This window comes from Citrobacter freundii complex sp. CFNIH2 (assembly GCF_002880615.1).
GTDB classification, from domain to species: Bacteria; Pseudomonadota; Gammaproteobacteria; order Enterobacterales; family Enterobacteriaceae; genus Citrobacter_A; species Citrobacter_A amalonaticus_F.
In genome coordinates, this window is record NZ_CP025757.1 from 2,720,990 (window position 1) to 2,735,275 (window position 14,286).

A 14,286-nucleotide genomic window follows, 5' to 3' on the forward strand; every position below is an offset into this window, starting at 1 on the left:
ATGGGAAAGTTAGCTTTAGCTGCAAAAATTACACACGTTCCGTCGATGTATCTTTCTGAACTGCCGGGTAAAAACCACGGCTGCCGTCAGTCAGCCATCGATGGACATAAAGAGATAAGCAAACGCTGCCGCGAAATGGGCGTCGATACCATCATCGTGTTCGACACCCACTGGCTGGTCAACAGCGCCTATCACATCAACTGTAGCCCCTATTTTGAGGGGAACTACACCAGCCACGAACTGCCGCACTTTATTCGCGACATGGCCTACCGCTACGAGGGGAACCCGGCACTGGGTCAATCAATCGCCGATGAAGCCGTTAAACTGGGTGTGCGTGCTCAGGCACACAACATTCCCAGCCTGACGCTGGAATATGGCACTCTGGTACCCATGCGCTATATGAACGAAGACAACTACTTCAAAGTCGTTTCCATCTCAGCGTTCTGTACCGTGCATGACTTCGCGGACAGTCGCAAGCTGGGTGAAGCAATTCTTAAAGCTATCGAGAAATACGACGGCACCGTAGCTGTCCTGGCCAGCGGTTCACTGTCGCACCGCTTTATCGACGATCAGCGTGCGGAAGAAGGCATGAACAGCTACACCCGCGAGTTCGACCATCAGATGGACGAACGAGTCGTGAAACTGTGGCGTGAAGGTAAGTTCAAAGAGTTCTGCACCATGCTGCCAGAGTACGCCAACTACTGCTACGGCGAGGGCAACATGCACGACACAGTGATGCTGCTCGGCATGCTGGGCTGGGATAAATATGACGGCAACGTTGAATTTATCACCGAGCTTTTCGCCAGTTCCGGTACCGGCCAGGTCAACGCCGTCTTCCCGCTGCCGGAACAGGTTTAAGGAGTTCAGAATGCCGCACTTTATTGCCGAGTGTACCGACAACATCCGTGAACAGGCCGATTTACCCGTTCTGTTCGGTAAAGTTAACGAGGCGCTGGCGGTGACCGGCATCTTTCCCATCGGCGGCATTCGCAGTCGCGCCATCTGGCTGGATACCTGGCAGATGGCCGACGGCCAGCATGATTATGCCTTCGTGCATATGACGCTGAAAATCGGCTCCGGGCGTAGCCTGGAGTGCCGTCAGGACGTGGGTGAGATGTTGTTTGCGCTGATTAAGGCTCATTTCGCCACGCTGATGGAGAGCCGCTATCTGGCACTGTCGTTCGAAATCCAGGAGTTGCACCCGACGCTGAATTACAAACAGAACAACGTGCACGCGTTATTTAAATAATGTGCAAATTGCCCGGTGGCGCTGTGCTTACCGGGCTTACACCGGCCATGAATTGTAGGCCGGATAAGCGAAGCGCCATCCGGCAATGCAATGCCACAGGAACCACTATGCTCGATAAACATACCCATACTCTGATCGCCCAGCGTCTAAACCAGGCGGAAAAACAGCGCGAACAGATCCGCGCTATTTCGCTGGACCACCCGACGATCACCATCGAAGACGCCTACGCCGTTCAACGCGAATGGGTAAAAATGAAAATCGCCGAGGGCCGCGTGCTTAAAGGCCACAAAATCGGTCTTACCTCCAAAGCGATGCAGGCCAGCTCGCAGATTAGTGAACCGGACTACGGCGCGCTGCTGGATGATATGTTTTTCCACGACGGCGGCGATATTCCCACCGATCGCTTTATCGTTCCCCGCATTGAAGTTGAACTGGCCTTCGTGCTGGCAAAACCGCTGCGCGGCCCGAACTGCACCCTGTTCGACGTCTACAACGCTACCGACTATGTGATCCCGGCGCTGGAGCTAATCGATGCCCGCTGCCACAACATCGACCCGGAGACCCAGCGCCCGCGCAAGGTCTTCGACACCATCTCCGATAACGCCGCCAACGCCGGGGTGATCCTCGGCGGTCGCCCCATCAAACCCGACGAGCTGGATCTGCGCTGGATCTCCGCCCTGCTCTATCGCAACGGCGTGATCGAAGAGACTGGCGTGGCCGCTGGGGTACTCAATCACCCGGCCAACGGCGTGGCCTGGCTGGCGAATAAGCTTGCGCCGTATGACGTCCAACTGGAAGCCGGTCAGATTATTCTCGGTGGCTCCTTTACCCGTCCGGTTCCGGCTCGCAAGGGCGACACTTTCCACGTCGACTACGGCAACATGGGCGCGATTAGCTGCCGGTTTGTTTAGGAGAAACATGATGAATAACGCCTTTAAAGATGCCTTAAAAGCCGGTCGCCCGCAGATTGGCCTATGGCTTGGACTCACCAGCAGCTACAGTGCAGAGCTACTGGCCGGGGCTGGGTTCGACTGGCTGTTAATTGACGGAGAGCATGCGCCGAACAGCGTGCAAACGATACTGACCCAACTGCAGGCGATCGCCCCCTATCCCAGCCAACCTGTGGTGCGACCGTCATGGAACGACCCGGTGCAAATTAAACAACTGCTGGATGTGGGTGCGCAGACCCTGCTGGTACCGATGGTGCAAAACGCAGCCGAAGCGCGACTGGCAGTGAAGGCCACCCGCTATCCGCCCGCAGGTATTCGCGGCGTAGGCAGCGCGCTCGCCCGCGCTTCACGCTGGAACCGCATCCCAAATTACATCCATCAGGCCAACGACGCAATGTGCGTGCTGGTGCAAATTGAAACCCGCGAAGCGCTAAAAAACCTGTCACAGATCCTCGACGTTGAGGGCGTGGACGGCGTGTTTATCGGCCCAGCCGATCTCAGTGCCGATATGGGATTTGGCGGCAATCCGCAGCACCCAGAAGTACAGACCGCCATTGAACAGGCCATCGAGCAAATTCGTGCAGCCGGCAAAGCGCCGGGGATCCTGATGGCCAATGAACAGCTGGCGAAACGTTATCTGGCGCTAGGCGCACTGTTCGTTGCCGTCGGCGTTGATACCACTCTGCTGGCCCGTGGCGCAGAAGCGCTGGCGGCGCGGTTCGGGGGGGAAATAAACGCGCCGGGTTCGCCTGGCGTCTACTAATGCCCGGCAAGCGCAGCGCTACCGGGCAAATAGCCGTACCTTACATAATTCCCATTAGAGGAAAATGACAATGAGCGATACATCATCTGCCATCCCGGAAAAGTTCGATCCGGCTAACCAGCACAAACAGCTGACGGCGCAGCAGCAGTCAGTTATCAACAAACTATTCCGTCGCCTGATCGTATTTTTGTTCGTACTCTTTATCTTTTCGTTTTTAGACAGGATCAATATCGGCTTTGCCGGACTGACCATGGGGCAGGATCTGGAACTGAACGCCACCATGTTTGGCCTTGCCACCACCTTGTTTTACGTCACCTACGTGATTTTTGGCATACCCAGCAACGTGATGCTCAGCATCGTCGGCGCACGCCGTTGGATTGCCACCATTATGGTGTTATGGGGCATCGCCTCTACTGCCACCATGTTCGCCACCGGGCCCAATAGCCTCTATATCCTGCGTATGCTGGTGGGGATTACTGAGGCTGGTTTTCTGCCCGGCATTTTGCTGTATCTGACTTACTGGTTCCCAGCCTTTTTCCGCGCCCGCGCCAACGCGTTGTTTATGATTGCTATGCCTGTCACTACCGCGCTGGGGTCGATCGTTTCTGGATATATTCTGTCGATGGACGGCATGCTTAGCCTGCGCGGCTGGCAATGGCTGTTCTTGCTGGAAGGCTTCCCGTCGGTGCTGCTCGGCGTTATGGTCTGGTTCTGGCTCGATGATTCGCCATCGAAGGCGAAATGGCTGACGGCAGAAGACAAAAAGTGCCTGCAGGAGATGATGGATAACGATCGCCTCATGCTGGTACAGCCGGAAGGGGCGATCAGCCATCACGCCATGCAACAACGCAGCCTGTGGCGGGAAGTATTTACGCCGATCGTGCTGATGTACACCCTGGCCTACTTCTGCCTGACGAACACACTCAGTGCGATCAGTATCTGGACGCCGCAGATCCTTAAAAGCTTTAACGAAAGCAGCAGCAATATCACTATCGGCCTGCTGGCAGCAATCCCGCAGATTTGTACCATTCTCGGAATGATCTACTGGAGCCGTCACTCTGATAAACATCGAGAGCGTAAGCATCATACCGCTCTACCTTTTCTGTTTGCCGCTGCAGGCTGGCTGCTGGCTTCGGCCACCGATCACAACCTAATCCAACTACTGGGGATTGTGATGGCCTCCACCGGCTCCTTTAGCGCCATGGCCATCTTTTGGACCACCCCAGATCAGTCGATCAGCCTACGCGCCAGAGCTATCGGAATTGCGGTGATCAACGCCACTGGCAATATCGGATCAGCAGTAAGCCCATTAATGATCGGCTGGCTGAAAGATATTACTGGCAGCTTTAGCAGTGGTCTGTGGTTTGTTGCCACCCTGTTGGTCATTGGCGCGGTGATTATCTGGGCTATTCCGATGAAAGGTTCGCGTCCTCGCGCGACGCCGTAAGGAGCCGCTATGTGTCAGAGCTCTATCGCCAATATCGATATCAACAAAGAGTACGATGAGAGTCTGGGAACGGAAGATGTGCATTATCAGTCTTTTGCCCGCATGGCGGAGTTCTTTGGCCGCGATATGCAGGCGCACCGTCACGACCAGTATTTTCAGATGCACTTTCTTGATACCGGGCAGATTGAACTGCAGCTTGACGAGAGTCGTTATTCAGTACAGGCACCGCTGTTCGTTCTGACACCGCCCTCAGTGCCGCACGCCTTTATCACTGAGTCTGATAGCGATGGACACGTACTGACGGTGCGGGAGGATTTGGTCTGGCCGCTGTTGGAGGTACTTTACCCCGGCACACGGGAAGCCTTCGGCCTGCCGGGTATCTGCCTGTCGCTGGCCGATAAGCCCGAAGAACTGGAGGCACTAACGCACTACTGGCGGCTGATACAACGTGAGTCGACCTCGCAATTACCGGGACGTGAACACACTCTGATGCTGTTGGCGCAGGCAGTGTTCACCCTACTACTACGGAATGCGAAGCTTGACGATCATGCCGCCAGCGGGATACGCGGCGAGCTAAGGCTGTTTCAACGTTTTAACCAGCTAATCGATAACCACTATCACCAGCACTGGACGGTGCCGGATTATGCCTACGAGCTGCATCTGACCGAATCCAGACTGACTGATATCTGTCGCCGCTTCGCTAACCGCCCACCAAAAAGGCTAATTTTCGACAGACAGTTGCGCGAAGCCAAGCGGCTATTGCTGTTTTCCGACAGCGCGATCAACGAAATAGCCTGGCAGTTGGGTTTTAAGGACCCAGCCTATTTCGCTCGCTTCTTTAACCGTTTAGTGGGCTGCTCACCGAGCGCGTTCAGACTGAATAAAGTGCCAGTGTCGTGATTCTGCTTACCCTTTCATTCTAAATGACGTCTGGATCACAGAACGTTATCTCACCTGAAAAGTACCCACAGATGACCTAAAAGTCTCTTCACGGAAACCTTGTTAACCGCTTCAATTGAACAACAAAAACAAAACATAAATTTAACATCAATTTCAATTAATACTGAAGAGGTCCCCTATGAAACCTGAAAATTTCCGTGCAGACGCTAAACGCCCGTTAACTGGTGAAGAGTATTTGAAGAGCTTGCAGGACGGCCGCGAAATCTATATTTACGGTGAGCGCGTTAAAGACGTGACTACGCATCCGGCTTTTCGCAACGCAGCCGCTTCTGTCGCCCAAATGTACGATGCGCTGCACAAACCCGCATTGCAGGACACTTTGTGTTGGGGTACCGACACCGGCAGCGGCGGCTATACCCACAAGTTTTTCCGCGTCGCGAGAAGTGCCGATGACCTGCGCCAGCAGCGCGATGCTATCGCCGAATGGTCGCGCCTGAGCTACGGCTGGATGGGTCGTACTCCGGACTACAAAGCCGCGTTTGGTTGTGCGCTGGGTGCTAACCCAGAATTTTATGGTCAGTTTGAACAGAATGCCCGCGACTGGTACACCCGCATTCAGGAAACCGGCCTGTACTTTAACCACGCCATTGTCAACCCACCGATCGACCGCCATAAGCCAGCGGATGAAGTAAAAGACGTCTATATCAAGCTCGAGAAGGAGACCGACGCTGGGATTATCGTCAGCGGTGCAAAAGTGGTAGCTACCAACTCTGCGCTGACCCACTACAACATGATTGGCTTCGGCTCCGCGCAGGTGATGGGCGAAAACCCGGACTTCGCGCTGATGTTCGTTGCGCCAATGGATGCCGAAGGGGTCAAACTTATCTCTCGCGCCTCCTATGAGCTGGTCGCCGGAGCAACCGGATCGCCATACGATTATCCGCTCTCCAGTCGCTTCGACGAAAACGATGCGATCCTGGTCATGGATAACGTGCTGATCCCGTGGGAAAACGTGCTGATCTATCGTGACTTCGACCGCTGCCGCCGCTGGACGATGGAAGGTGGCTTCGCCCGTATGTATCCGCTGCAGGCCTGCGTGCGTCTGGCGGTGAAGCTCGACTTTATCACGGCCCTGCTGAAGCGCTCGCTGGAGTGCACCGGTACCCTGGAGTTCCGCGGCGTACAGGCCGAGCTTGGCGAAGTCGTGGCCTGGCGCAATATGTTCTGGGCGCTGAGCGACTCAATGTGCGCCGAAGCAACGCCGTGGGTCAACGGGGCATATCTGCCGGATCACGCCGCGCTGCAAACCTATCGCGTGATGGCGCCGATGGCTTACGCCAAAATCAAAAATATTATTGAGCGCAGTGTCACCAGCGGCCTGATCTATCTGCCGTCCAGCGCACGCGATCTCAATAACCCGCAAATCAACGAATATCTGGCGAAATACGTGCGCGGATCGAACGGTATGGATCACCTCGAGCGCATCAAGATCCTCAAACTAATGTGGGACGCCATCGGCAGCGAATTTGGTGGCCGCCACGAGCTGTATGAAATTAACTACTCCGGTAGCCAGGACGAAATCCGCCTGCAGTGCCTACGCCAGGCACAGAGCTCCGGCAACATGGACAAAATGATGGCGATGGTCGATCGCTGCCTGTCCGAGTACGACCAAAATGGCTGGACGGTTCCACATTTGCACAACAATTCCGATATCAACATGCTGGATAAGCTGCTGAAGTAACCAGCAGTGGGAGGTCACAATGCAATTAGATGAACAACGTCTGCGTTTTCGCGATGCCATGGCCAGTCTGTCGGCCGCCGTTAACGTCATCACCACCGAAGGCGAAGCGGGCCGCTGCGGGATCACCGCCACGGCAGTCTGTTCGGTGACCGACTCGCCACCGTCGGTGATGGTCTGTATCAACGCCAATAGCGCGATGAACCCGGTATTTCAGGGCAACGGCAAGCTATGTATCAACGTGCTGAACCACGAACAGGAAGTGATGGCCCGCCATTTCGCCGGGATGACAGACATGGCTATGGAAGCTCGCTTCAACCTTTCATGCTGGCAGAAAGGCGTGCAAGGCCAACCGGTCCTGAAAGGCTCACTGGCAAGTCTTGAGGGTGAGATTAATCAGGTGCAGGCTATCGGCAGTCATCTGGTCTATCTGGTTGAAATCAAGAATATTACCCTCAGCCAGCAAGGCCACGGGCTGATTTACTTCAAGCGCCGTTTCCATCCGGTGATGATGGAAATGGAAGTGGTCGCGTAGTGGTCATCCTGAGTTTACCCGTCGCTCGGCGGGTAAACTTACACTGCGTGAGCTGATAATTATTCATGCCATATTAGTTTTTTTATATCCGAAAGCCCGCATCCAGTTGCGCATTGTGCACATGGTAGGCAACAGTTGCGGCAAAGTCATTCCTGAGCTGGAGGGTCGTTTGACCGGCTACTTGCTGCGCGTACCGGTTCCGGTGGTCTCCATTGTTGATCTCACCGTAACGCTTGAGCGGGATGTGACGACTGAAGAGGTCAATAATGCGTTTCGTGAAGCCGCCGTGACGGGACCGCTGAAAGGGATCCTCGGCTATAGCGACGAACCGCTCCTCTCAAGCGACTACCAGGGTGACCCGCGTTCTTCCATTATCGACGGTCTGTCGACGCTAGTGATTGGCGGAAATATGGTCAAAATTCTGGCGTGGTATGACAATGAATGGGGATTCTCCAATCGCCTCGTCGACCTGGCGCTGTTGATGGCAAGGCGTGAACGCTAACCCCCTGCTCTTGCACTTCCTCTAAAATCCACGCCAGGCGTGGATTTTTAATCACTGCCGTTTGCCAGCCGTCACCTGGCGATGCTGCCCGGGCGATCATCCCATCACACGTTAAAGGCTTTACCAAACGCAGTGTCAGACTCGTAACCCAACGCGTTGGCAATCAGCGCGACGGAGTTGTCGGTATTTTTCAGTCGATCGCAGGCCAGCAACATGCGCCAGCGCGTAAAGTACTCCACCGGCGCGCTACCCACTTTTACGTTGAAATGTCTGGCAACGCTCGTCGCGCGGGTAAAGGAGGTCGGGTGGCAGAAGAAGGAATCCCAATGCACAGCCTGGCTGAAGTGATCAGTTATATTATGAATCTCCCCGCAAAGCGTATCGCCGCTAAAGATGCAAAAACGCATTTTGGCTGGATGAGTATGCTTATCGAATATGATATGTCGGCCTCAAACACACGCCCCCGAGAACGCCTGCCAGGGATATCTACAGATCCAGGGTTGATTGACAACCTTTTAATGGTTCGCACTGTTAGCAATAACCCGACTTGATAGTCAATCTCCGTCACATCCATGGTCAGTTTATTAAGCCGACAGGTGTCCCTTACTGAATAGTCGCAACGTCGGCTATGTGCTGTGAGTTCAACGGGTCGATGCAACACTATCCTTAATCAAGGGGGACGTTGCCATGAAACGAAGAACTCGGATTAACTACACGCCAGAGCAGAAGGCGATTATCTGGGACAGATATAAGCAAGGTGATTCCCTGCATGATATCGCCAGAATGTTCGACAGATTTCATTCTTCCATTATGCCCACTATCCACCAGACAGGCGGCTACCGTCCTCCCGTGCGAAAGCGGCACCGATTAGCGCTTTCGCTTGATGAAAGAGAGGAGATATCCAGAGGGCTGGTAGCAAAACTCAGTATCAGGGACATCGCCGCCAAATTATCAAGAGCGCCCTCAACGATTAGCCGCGAGATCAGGAGGCACGGTGGTGCAAAACAATACCGTGCAGCAAAAGCCGATGCTACTGCATGGGAAAATGCGCGGAGACCAAAACCTTGCAAGCTAATTGAAAGCCCCGCATTGTGTAAAATCATTGCAGAGAAGATGCATCAGGACTGGTCACCGGAACAGATCGCCGGTTGGCTGAAACGCTGTTATCCGGATAATCAGGAAATGCATGTGTCACACGAAACGATTTATAAAACGCTTTTTATACAAACCCGGGGAGCATTAAAAAAAGAGCTGCAGCAATGCCTCAGAAGCGGAAGAGCAGTGCGTAGATCCAGAACGTCATCGCTTAAAGGGAAAGGATTAGGGTCAATCCCGAACACTATACCTATCAGCGAAAGGCCACCAGAGGCGGCTGACAGAGCCATTCCCGGTCACTGGGAAGGTGACTTGATTCAGGGCTCGAAAAACTCCTATATCATCACCCTCGTAGAACGTCATTCCCGTTTTGTTATGCTGGCGAAGATCAGAGACAACAAGACCATAACGGTTATATCTGCACTCATCAGACAAGCCCGGGAATTACCTGCTGAGCTTTATAAAACATTAACCTGGGATCGTGGCGCTGAAATGACCAGCCACACACGATTTACTGTAGCGACAGACATTCAGATTTATTTTTGTGATCCTCAATCTCCCTGGCAACGTGGCTCAAATGAAAATACGAACAGATTGCTCAGACAATATTTTCCAAAAGGAACTGACTTATCGGTTCACAGCCAGCAAAGACTTAACAGTGTTGCCAGACAACTCAACGAAAGGCCGAGAAAAACGCTAGACTATGAATCACCCGCAGAACGGTTCAATAAGTGTGTTGCGTCCATCAGTTGAACTCACAGCCAGGAGCGGACGTTGCTTGTTTTTAATCTGCTAATATTTTGGACCGCAAGCCAATCCGACTCTGACCGGGCATAAGGAATGGATAACTCAGCATCGAAGTTGAGGATGCGTTGGAGATATCTTAGTCATTGTAAGTATTAGCTTGATACGACTGCAAAGCCATACCGAAAGATATTTTTTAACCCATAACCCCCTATCTTTTGGAGTTGAAATTTTATACTGGTTATGTTTCATTTGCTGTGTACTATAGTGTTAGAAATCAATCATAAACAATAATTAACTCTTAAAAAATGGATGTTTAAAATGGCAAACTGTTATTATCCGGGTTGTAAGAATGTTGCAAATACAAAAGAGCATATACCACCAAAATCATTTTTTCCAACGGACAAAAAGTTAAACTTAATGACAGTGAAGTCATGTGAGGAGCATAATAACTCAAAAACTAAAGATGACATTTATGCTTTAACTCAAATATGTCTGTGTTGTTTAACCTCGGATGCAGATGAGAATGTTAGTAAAGTTTTTAGTAGTAGTGTGATTGAACAATTGCAGCACAATAACAAAGCGTTACAAAGAACTATTTTTAAAAACTCTAAATCCAGCAATAAAGGGACTATCATTTCTGTTGATACTGAGAGGATGGATAACTTTATGAACTGTTTGACCTTGGGGGTGATATACAAAAAAACAAGAAAAACTATTAAATTACATGATTATGTTATAAATAATGTCTATTTAGATTTCACCAATGAAAGCAACTTACCCCAAAAGATCCAAAATTTTTTCTTTGACCTTTACAAAAGTTATTTCGAGAATGATAATGGGTTCGAGTTTTTAAAAAGTTCTTTTGAAATTAAGAAAGGATATAGCGAAGATATATATAAAGTGAATGTAATGGGGATGGATTCATTAATAATGAATGAAGAGGATGAATTCAAACACAATGTGACTGTTAATCATCTTTTTTTTGGAAAGTTTAGAGTGACAACTTTAATTACAAGAATGTCATTACCAACGAGTTAAATTAATTTTTCAGTATAAAAAAGAAACAGACTATGCTTGCCTTGCTGCTGCGGCAGCTAATAAATGCAGCAGTGTTGCATTTAGAGTTATTGCATCTGAGCAGTTTTTAAAGAGCGAACTATGGCATTTTTTACCTTAAGCTCCAGAAGTGTGTCCGCCTGGTGCCAGGAGCGGACGTCAAGCACGTCTAAGTATATTAATAGATGGCGAACATATCATATTTCAAAAATTGAATGGAGCAATTTTTCTGATATTATATGAACTTGTTAGGGCTGCTACAGTAGCCCTATTTTATAAGTAGAAATAGACAAGATCCCAAATATACTAATCGGCATGGTTCTAGTCAATGCTAAGATTTACTGTAAAAAATCGCGCAAATTCATTGAAGGAAATATTTTTGCCAGCATTTTGATGGCTATTACTTGGCCCGGTGTAGTGAGCGTGAGTTGGTGCAAGTCTTTTTGATCATAGAAATTTAAAGCTTGATACATTCTCGGATATTTCAATTCTGCATCAATCCCTTGTAGGTAATTATTTTTTTCCTTCATATCTTCAAAGGTATTGCTTCTCATAATGTTGACGTAACTTCCCACCCCAATAGAGGCCATTGTCTTGAGTTTCGAACGTGACATATCGTCACCTCGCGACAAAAAATGATCATAGATTAAGCCATAAACATTATCAATTTCAGCAGGGTTATCCAAAGTAAGTGATTGAATAAAATGTAATGCTGGCAAGATTGCTAGCATATCACTTGTTAATTTTGGTACCATCTCGACTGCAGCTTCAATGCAATTATCAATGTAGTCAGTACTGTCTTTTTCGATTCTGGATTCCAATAATTCGGCCAATAAATCGATGTCTATTTTGGTGCCTTTTCTTGCAGCACCTTGAACTGCGTTGTTAAATGTACTTTGTACATCAGGCTGAGCAAGCTTTTCCACGCTGATTTGATCAATCTTTGAATCAATTTTTTCGAACGTCGCTTTTACTAATGCGTCAACATTTTCCTTGGCCTTTGAGGCAGCAATAGCTTCGAGTCTGGGGAAATTCTCTGTTAGCAACAAATTAAATAATCTTTCACAATCAGCAAAGCTGATTCCTTGAGTTAAATTTCCTGCAATCTGTATTACAGTTGAATTTTCATTTGCTTGAGCTTTTTGATTCATTATCCTTTCCTCCTTTAAAATCACCTCCGACCTGAATAACCATACCGCCGTTGACTTTGGCCTTTTGGGTGATTGACTTATTTTTTAGCACCTTTTTCCCTCCCCAAATTAATGAAAGAACCGTTAGAAGTACACCGAGATATGTAGCCCAGTCTGTACCTACGTGGATATTTAACCATTCAAGCATAGTTGCGCTCCTTTTTTGGACAATTTACTATTTAAATCAATTTGTTATGTATGTTTGCTATTGAAGCTAGCGGTATCAGGCGATAGTGTAGTTGAGTCATGATAGGAAGCTATCGAAGGTGATTGATATAGCGACATTAACACATGGTGAAGGTGAAGATCATCCTACTCAGGTAATTTCTGGGTTACATCGGGTCTATGACTAACTCCTTGTTGATTAACATACTACATTGTCAGTCATGACAATGCTTGTTTTGCGAGCAATAGCGAACTTCCGCTCCTCGCTCATAGCAGACTTGGTCAGATGTCATTCCAACCTCACATGCCAGAAGCAGACTCCTCTTCCCCATCCGATATCCACCTCATAACATTTTTATAAAAAACAACATATTAAAAATTTCAACGCCATACAATTTTATTTGCAATTGTAATGATAACCATTCTCATATTAATATAACCGCGTGATAATTAACTTTTGATACACTCCGCATGTCTGACCGCGCCACTACTACTGCTTTCTTAACACTCGAATCGCTTTATGGCGCACATCACGGCTGGCTGAAATGCTGGCTGACGCGCAAACTCCAGTCTGCCTTTGATGCCGATGACATTGCCCAGGACACTTTTCTACGGGTAATGGGCAGCGACACACTCTCGACGATCCGCGATCCTCGCTCCTTTCTGTGTACTATCGCCAAACGCGTGATGGTCGACCTGTTTCGCCGAAACGCGTTGGAAAAAGCCTATCTGGAGATGCTGGCGCTGATGCCGGAGAGTCTCACGCCTTCGCCCGAGGCACGCGAAAGCCAGCTCGAAACCCTGCAACTCATCGATAGCATGCTTGACGGACTAAACGGAAAAACACGCGAAGCGTTTCTGCTTTCGCAACTGGATGGTATGACATACAGCGAAATAGCGCTGAAGCTCGGTATCTCCGTCAGCTCGGTGAAAAAGTATATGGCAAAGGCTATCGAACATTGTCTGCTGTTTCGTCTGGAGCACGGCCTGTGAACGCTTCTATCACCGATTCTCGCCGCCAGGCATTGCGCTCGGCATCACACTGGTATGCCGTATTGAGCGGCGAGCGCGTCAGCCCACAGCAGGAAGCGCGCTGGCAACAATGGTATGAAGAGGACAAGGATCATCAGTGGGCCTGGCAACAGGTTGAAAACCTGCGCAGCCAGCTCAGCAGCGTCCCGGGCGATGTCGCCAGCCGGGCGCTGCACGATACGCGTCTTACCCGTCGTCATGTCATGAAAGGGCTACTGCTGCTGCTCGGCGTGGGCGGCGGCTGGCAGCTCTGGCAATCTGAAACCGGAGAAGGTCTGCGCGCGGACTACCGCACCGCCAAAGGTGCGGTCAGCCATCAGCGGCTGGACGATGGCTCGCTGCTGACGCTCAACACGCAAAGCGCCGCGGATGTTCGTTTTGATACGCGTCAGCGCGCGGTCCACCTCTGGTACGGCGAAATTGCGATTACCACCGCAAAAGACGCGCAGCAAAGGCCTTTCCGCGTGGTGACCCGTCAGGGCCAGCTCACCGCGTTAGGCACAGAATTTACCGTCTACCTGCAGGACAATGTCACGCGCGTTGCCGTTCAACAACATGCTGTCGAAGTCATACTGGCAAACCGTCCGCAGGAAAAACGCATCGTAAATGCTGGCGAAAGCCTGCTATTTAGCGCGTCTGAATTTGGTGCCATAGCTCCAGCGGATGATGAAAGCGACGCCTGGACGCAGGGGGTTCTGAGCTTCAGCGATAAACCGCTGGGTGAAGTGATTGCCACGCTCGGCCGTTATCGCAACGGCGTGCTGCGCTGCGATCCGGCTGTGGCCGGGCTGCGCCTGAGTGGGACGTTCCCGCTGAAAAACACCGATGCAATCCTGGAAGTTATTGCCCAGACTCTTCCAGTGAAAATTCAGTCGGTTACGCGATATTGGGTTAATATTTTGCCGCTGTAAGAAAAA

At 50.5% G+C, this 14,286-nt stretch carries 16 protein-coding genes and 1 pseudogene; 14 read left to right on the forward strand and 3 right to left on the reverse strand.

From position 1 onward, the window contains the following. From hpaD to WM46_RS13390, 9 genes and pseudogenes are all read left to right on the forward strand, one after another. Positions 1–858 carry a 3,4-dihydroxyphenylacetate 2,3-dioxygenase gene (gene hpaD / locus WM46_RS13350; RefSeq protein WP_102602504.1) on the forward strand — a complete coding sequence of 286 codons (858 nt, stop codon included), beginning with the start codon at positions 1–3 and terminating at the stop codon, positions 856–858. A 10-nt stretch (positions 859–868) separates the two neighbouring features. Further along, positions 869–1,249: a 5-carboxymethyl-2-hydroxymuconate Delta-isomerase gene (locus WM46_RS13355; RefSeq protein ID WP_102602505.1), complete on the forward strand. Its 381-nt coding sequence runs from the start codon at positions 869–871 to the stop codon at positions 1,247–1,249. Between the two features lie 107 nt (positions 1,250–1,356). After that, positions 1,357–2,160 (forward strand): 2-oxo-hept-4-ene-1,7-dioate hydratase, encoded by an 804-nt coding sequence (hpaH, locus tag WM46_RS13360; RefSeq protein WP_043018631.1) that lies wholly within the window; start codon positions 1,357–1,359, stop codon positions 2,158–2,160. Positions 2,161–2,170: 10 nt separating this feature from the next. After that, entirely contained in the window at positions 2,171–2,962 is a 792-nt protein-coding gene (hpaI, locus tag WM46_RS13365; protein ID WP_102602506.1) for a 4-hydroxy-2-oxoheptanedioate aldolase, read from the forward strand. A 70-nt stretch (positions 2,963–3,032) separates the two neighbouring features. Continuing rightward, positions 3,033–4,409 (forward strand): 4-hydroxyphenylacetate permease, encoded by a 1,377-nt coding sequence (hpaX, locus tag WM46_RS13370; protein WP_102602507.1) that lies wholly within the window; start codon positions 3,033–3,035, stop codon positions 4,407–4,409. 9 nt (positions 4,410–4,418) lie between these two features. After that, a complete protein-coding gene (gene hpaA / locus WM46_RS13375; protein WP_102602508.1) occupies positions 4,419–5,309 on the forward strand; it encodes a 4-hydroxyphenylacetate catabolism regulatory protein HpaA in 891 nt (296 codons plus the stop codon). A gap of 178 nt (positions 5,310–5,487) precedes the next feature. Continuing rightward, positions 5,488–7,050: a 4-hydroxyphenylacetate 3-monooxygenase, oxygenase component gene (gene hpaB / locus WM46_RS13380; protein WP_102602509.1), complete on the forward strand. Its 1,563-nt coding sequence runs from the start codon at positions 5,488–5,490 to the stop codon at positions 7,048–7,050. A gap of 19 nt (positions 7,051–7,069) precedes the next feature. Beyond that, the gene (locus WM46_RS13385) at positions 7,070–7,582 is read left to right on the forward strand and encodes a 4-hydroxyphenylacetate 3-monooxygenase reductase subunit (protein ID WP_102602510.1); all 513 of its coding nucleotides are present in this window, start codon (positions 7,070–7,072) and stop codon (positions 7,580–7,582) included. 139 nt (positions 7,583–7,721) lie between these two features. Beyond that, positions 7,722–8,084 (forward strand): annotated as a pseudogene (locus tag WM46_RS13390) (type I glyceraldehyde-3-phosphate dehydrogenase); the annotation flags it as partial. A gap of 104 nt (positions 8,085–8,188) precedes the next feature. Here the strand turns inward: WM46_RS13390 and WM46_RS13395 are convergent. Continuing rightward, the gene (locus WM46_RS13395; RefSeq protein ID WP_252440815.1) at positions 8,189–8,416 is read right to left on the reverse strand and encodes a helix-turn-helix domain-containing protein; all 228 of its coding nucleotides are present in this window, start codon (positions 8,414–8,416) and stop codon (positions 8,189–8,191) included. Here WM46_RS13395 and WM46_RS26380 point away from each other — a divergent pair. The 3 genes from WM46_RS26380 to WM46_RS13405 all read left to right on the forward strand — a co-directional run bounded on the left by WM46_RS26380 (position 8,411) and on the right by WM46_RS13405 (position 10,964). Further along, entirely contained in the window at positions 8,411–8,635 is a 225-nt protein-coding gene (locus WM46_RS26380; protein ID WP_187394517.1) for a hypothetical protein, read from the forward strand. The two genes, WM46_RS13395 and WM46_RS26380, sit on opposite strands and share 6 nt — an antisense overlap. A 136-nt stretch (positions 8,636–8,771) precedes the next feature. Further along, complete coding sequence (locus WM46_RS13400) at positions 8,772–9,932, forward strand: IS30-like element ISCfr4 family transposase (RefSeq protein WP_102602512.1); 1,161 nt, start codon at positions 8,772–8,774, stop codon at positions 9,930–9,932. Positions 9,933–10,244: 312 nt separating this feature from the next. After that, the gene (locus WM46_RS13405) at positions 10,245–10,964 is read left to right on the forward strand and encodes a hypothetical protein (protein ID WP_102602513.1); all 720 of its coding nucleotides are present in this window, start codon (positions 10,245–10,247) and stop codon (positions 10,962–10,964) included. 356 nt (positions 10,965–11,320) lie between these two features. On the opposite strand, the gene WM46_RS13410 is transcribed toward WM46_RS13405, so the two are convergent. Beyond that, complete coding sequence (locus WM46_RS13410) at positions 11,321–12,133, reverse strand: LPO_1073/Vpar_1526 family protein (protein WP_044264532.1); 813 nt, start codon at positions 12,131–12,133, stop codon at positions 11,321–11,323. Continuing rightward, positions 12,108–12,320: a hypothetical protein gene (locus WM46_RS13415; RefSeq protein ID WP_044264533.1), complete on the reverse strand. Its 213-nt coding sequence runs from the start codon at positions 12,318–12,320 to the stop codon at positions 12,108–12,110. Before WM46_RS13415 ends, WM46_RS13410 begins: the two co-directional genes overlap by 26 nt. 488 nt (positions 12,321–12,808) lie before the next feature. Between WM46_RS13415 and fecI the strand changes: the two genes are divergently transcribed. Both fecI and fecR read left to right on the forward strand, forming a co-directional pair. Beyond that, on the forward strand, positions 12,809–13,330 hold the full coding sequence (gene fecI, locus WM46_RS13420; RefSeq protein ID WP_102602514.1) for a ferric citrate uptake sigma factor FecI: 522 nt from the start codon (positions 12,809–12,811) through the stop codon (positions 13,328–13,330). Beyond that, positions 13,327–14,280, forward strand: coding sequence for a ferric citrate uptake sigma factor regulator FecR (gene fecR / locus WM46_RS13425; protein ID WP_102602515.1), 954 nt, complete (start codon positions 13,327–13,329; stop codon positions 14,278–14,280). Before fecI ends, fecR begins: the two co-directional genes overlap by 4 nt. Positions 14,281–14,286: the final 6 nt, after the last annotated feature.

Bases quoted from the DNA above. Each gene is read 5' to 3' on its own strand.
- WM46_RS13410 (WP_044264532.1), bottom strand. From the start codon at position 12,133: ATGAATCAAAAAGCTCAAGCAAATGAAAATTCAACTGTAATACAGATT.
- hpaA (WP_102602508.1), top strand. From the start codon at position 4,419: ATGTGTCAGAGCTCTATCGCCAATATCGATATCAACAAAGAGTACGAT.
- WM46_RS26380 (WP_187394517.1), top strand. From the start codon at position 8,411: ATGCACAGCCTGGCTGAAGTGATCAGTTATATTATGAATCTCCCCGCA.
- WM46_RS13415 (WP_044264533.1), bottom strand. From the start codon at position 12,320: ATGCTTGAATGGTTAAATATCCACGTAGGTACAGACTGGGCTACATAT.
- WM46_RS13405 (WP_102602513.1), top strand. From the start codon at position 10,245: ATGGCAAACTGTTATTATCCGGGTTGTAAGAATGTTGCAAATACAAAA.
- hpaD (WP_102602504.1), top strand. From the start codon at position 1: ATGGGAAAGTTAGCTTTAGCTGCAAAAATTACACACGTTCCGTCGATG.
- hpaX (WP_102602507.1), top strand. From the start codon at position 3,033: ATGAGCGATACATCATCTGCCATCCCGGAAAAGTTCGATCCGGCTAAC.
- WM46_RS13355 (WP_102602505.1), top strand. From the start codon at position 869: ATGCCGCACTTTATTGCCGAGTGTACCGACAACATCCGTGAACAGGCC.
- WM46_RS13400 (WP_102602512.1), top strand. From the start codon at position 8,772: ATGAAACGAAGAACTCGGATTAACTACACGCCAGAGCAGAAGGCGATT.
- hpaB (WP_102602509.1), top strand. From the start codon at position 5,488: ATGAAACCTGAAAATTTCCGTGCAGACGCTAAACGCCCGTTAACTGGT.
- WM46_RS13385 (WP_102602510.1), top strand. From the start codon at position 7,070: ATGCAATTAGATGAACAACGTCTGCGTTTTCGCGATGCCATGGCCAGT.
- hpaH (WP_043018631.1), top strand. From the start codon at position 1,357: ATGCTCGATAAACATACCCATACTCTGATCGCCCAGCGTCTAAACCAG.
- fecI (WP_102602514.1), top strand. From the start codon at position 12,809: ATGTCTGACCGCGCCACTACTACTGCTTTCTTAACACTCGAATCGCTT.
- hpaI (WP_102602506.1), top strand. From the start codon at position 2,171: ATGAATAACGCCTTTAAAGATGCCTTAAAAGCCGGTCGCCCGCAGATT.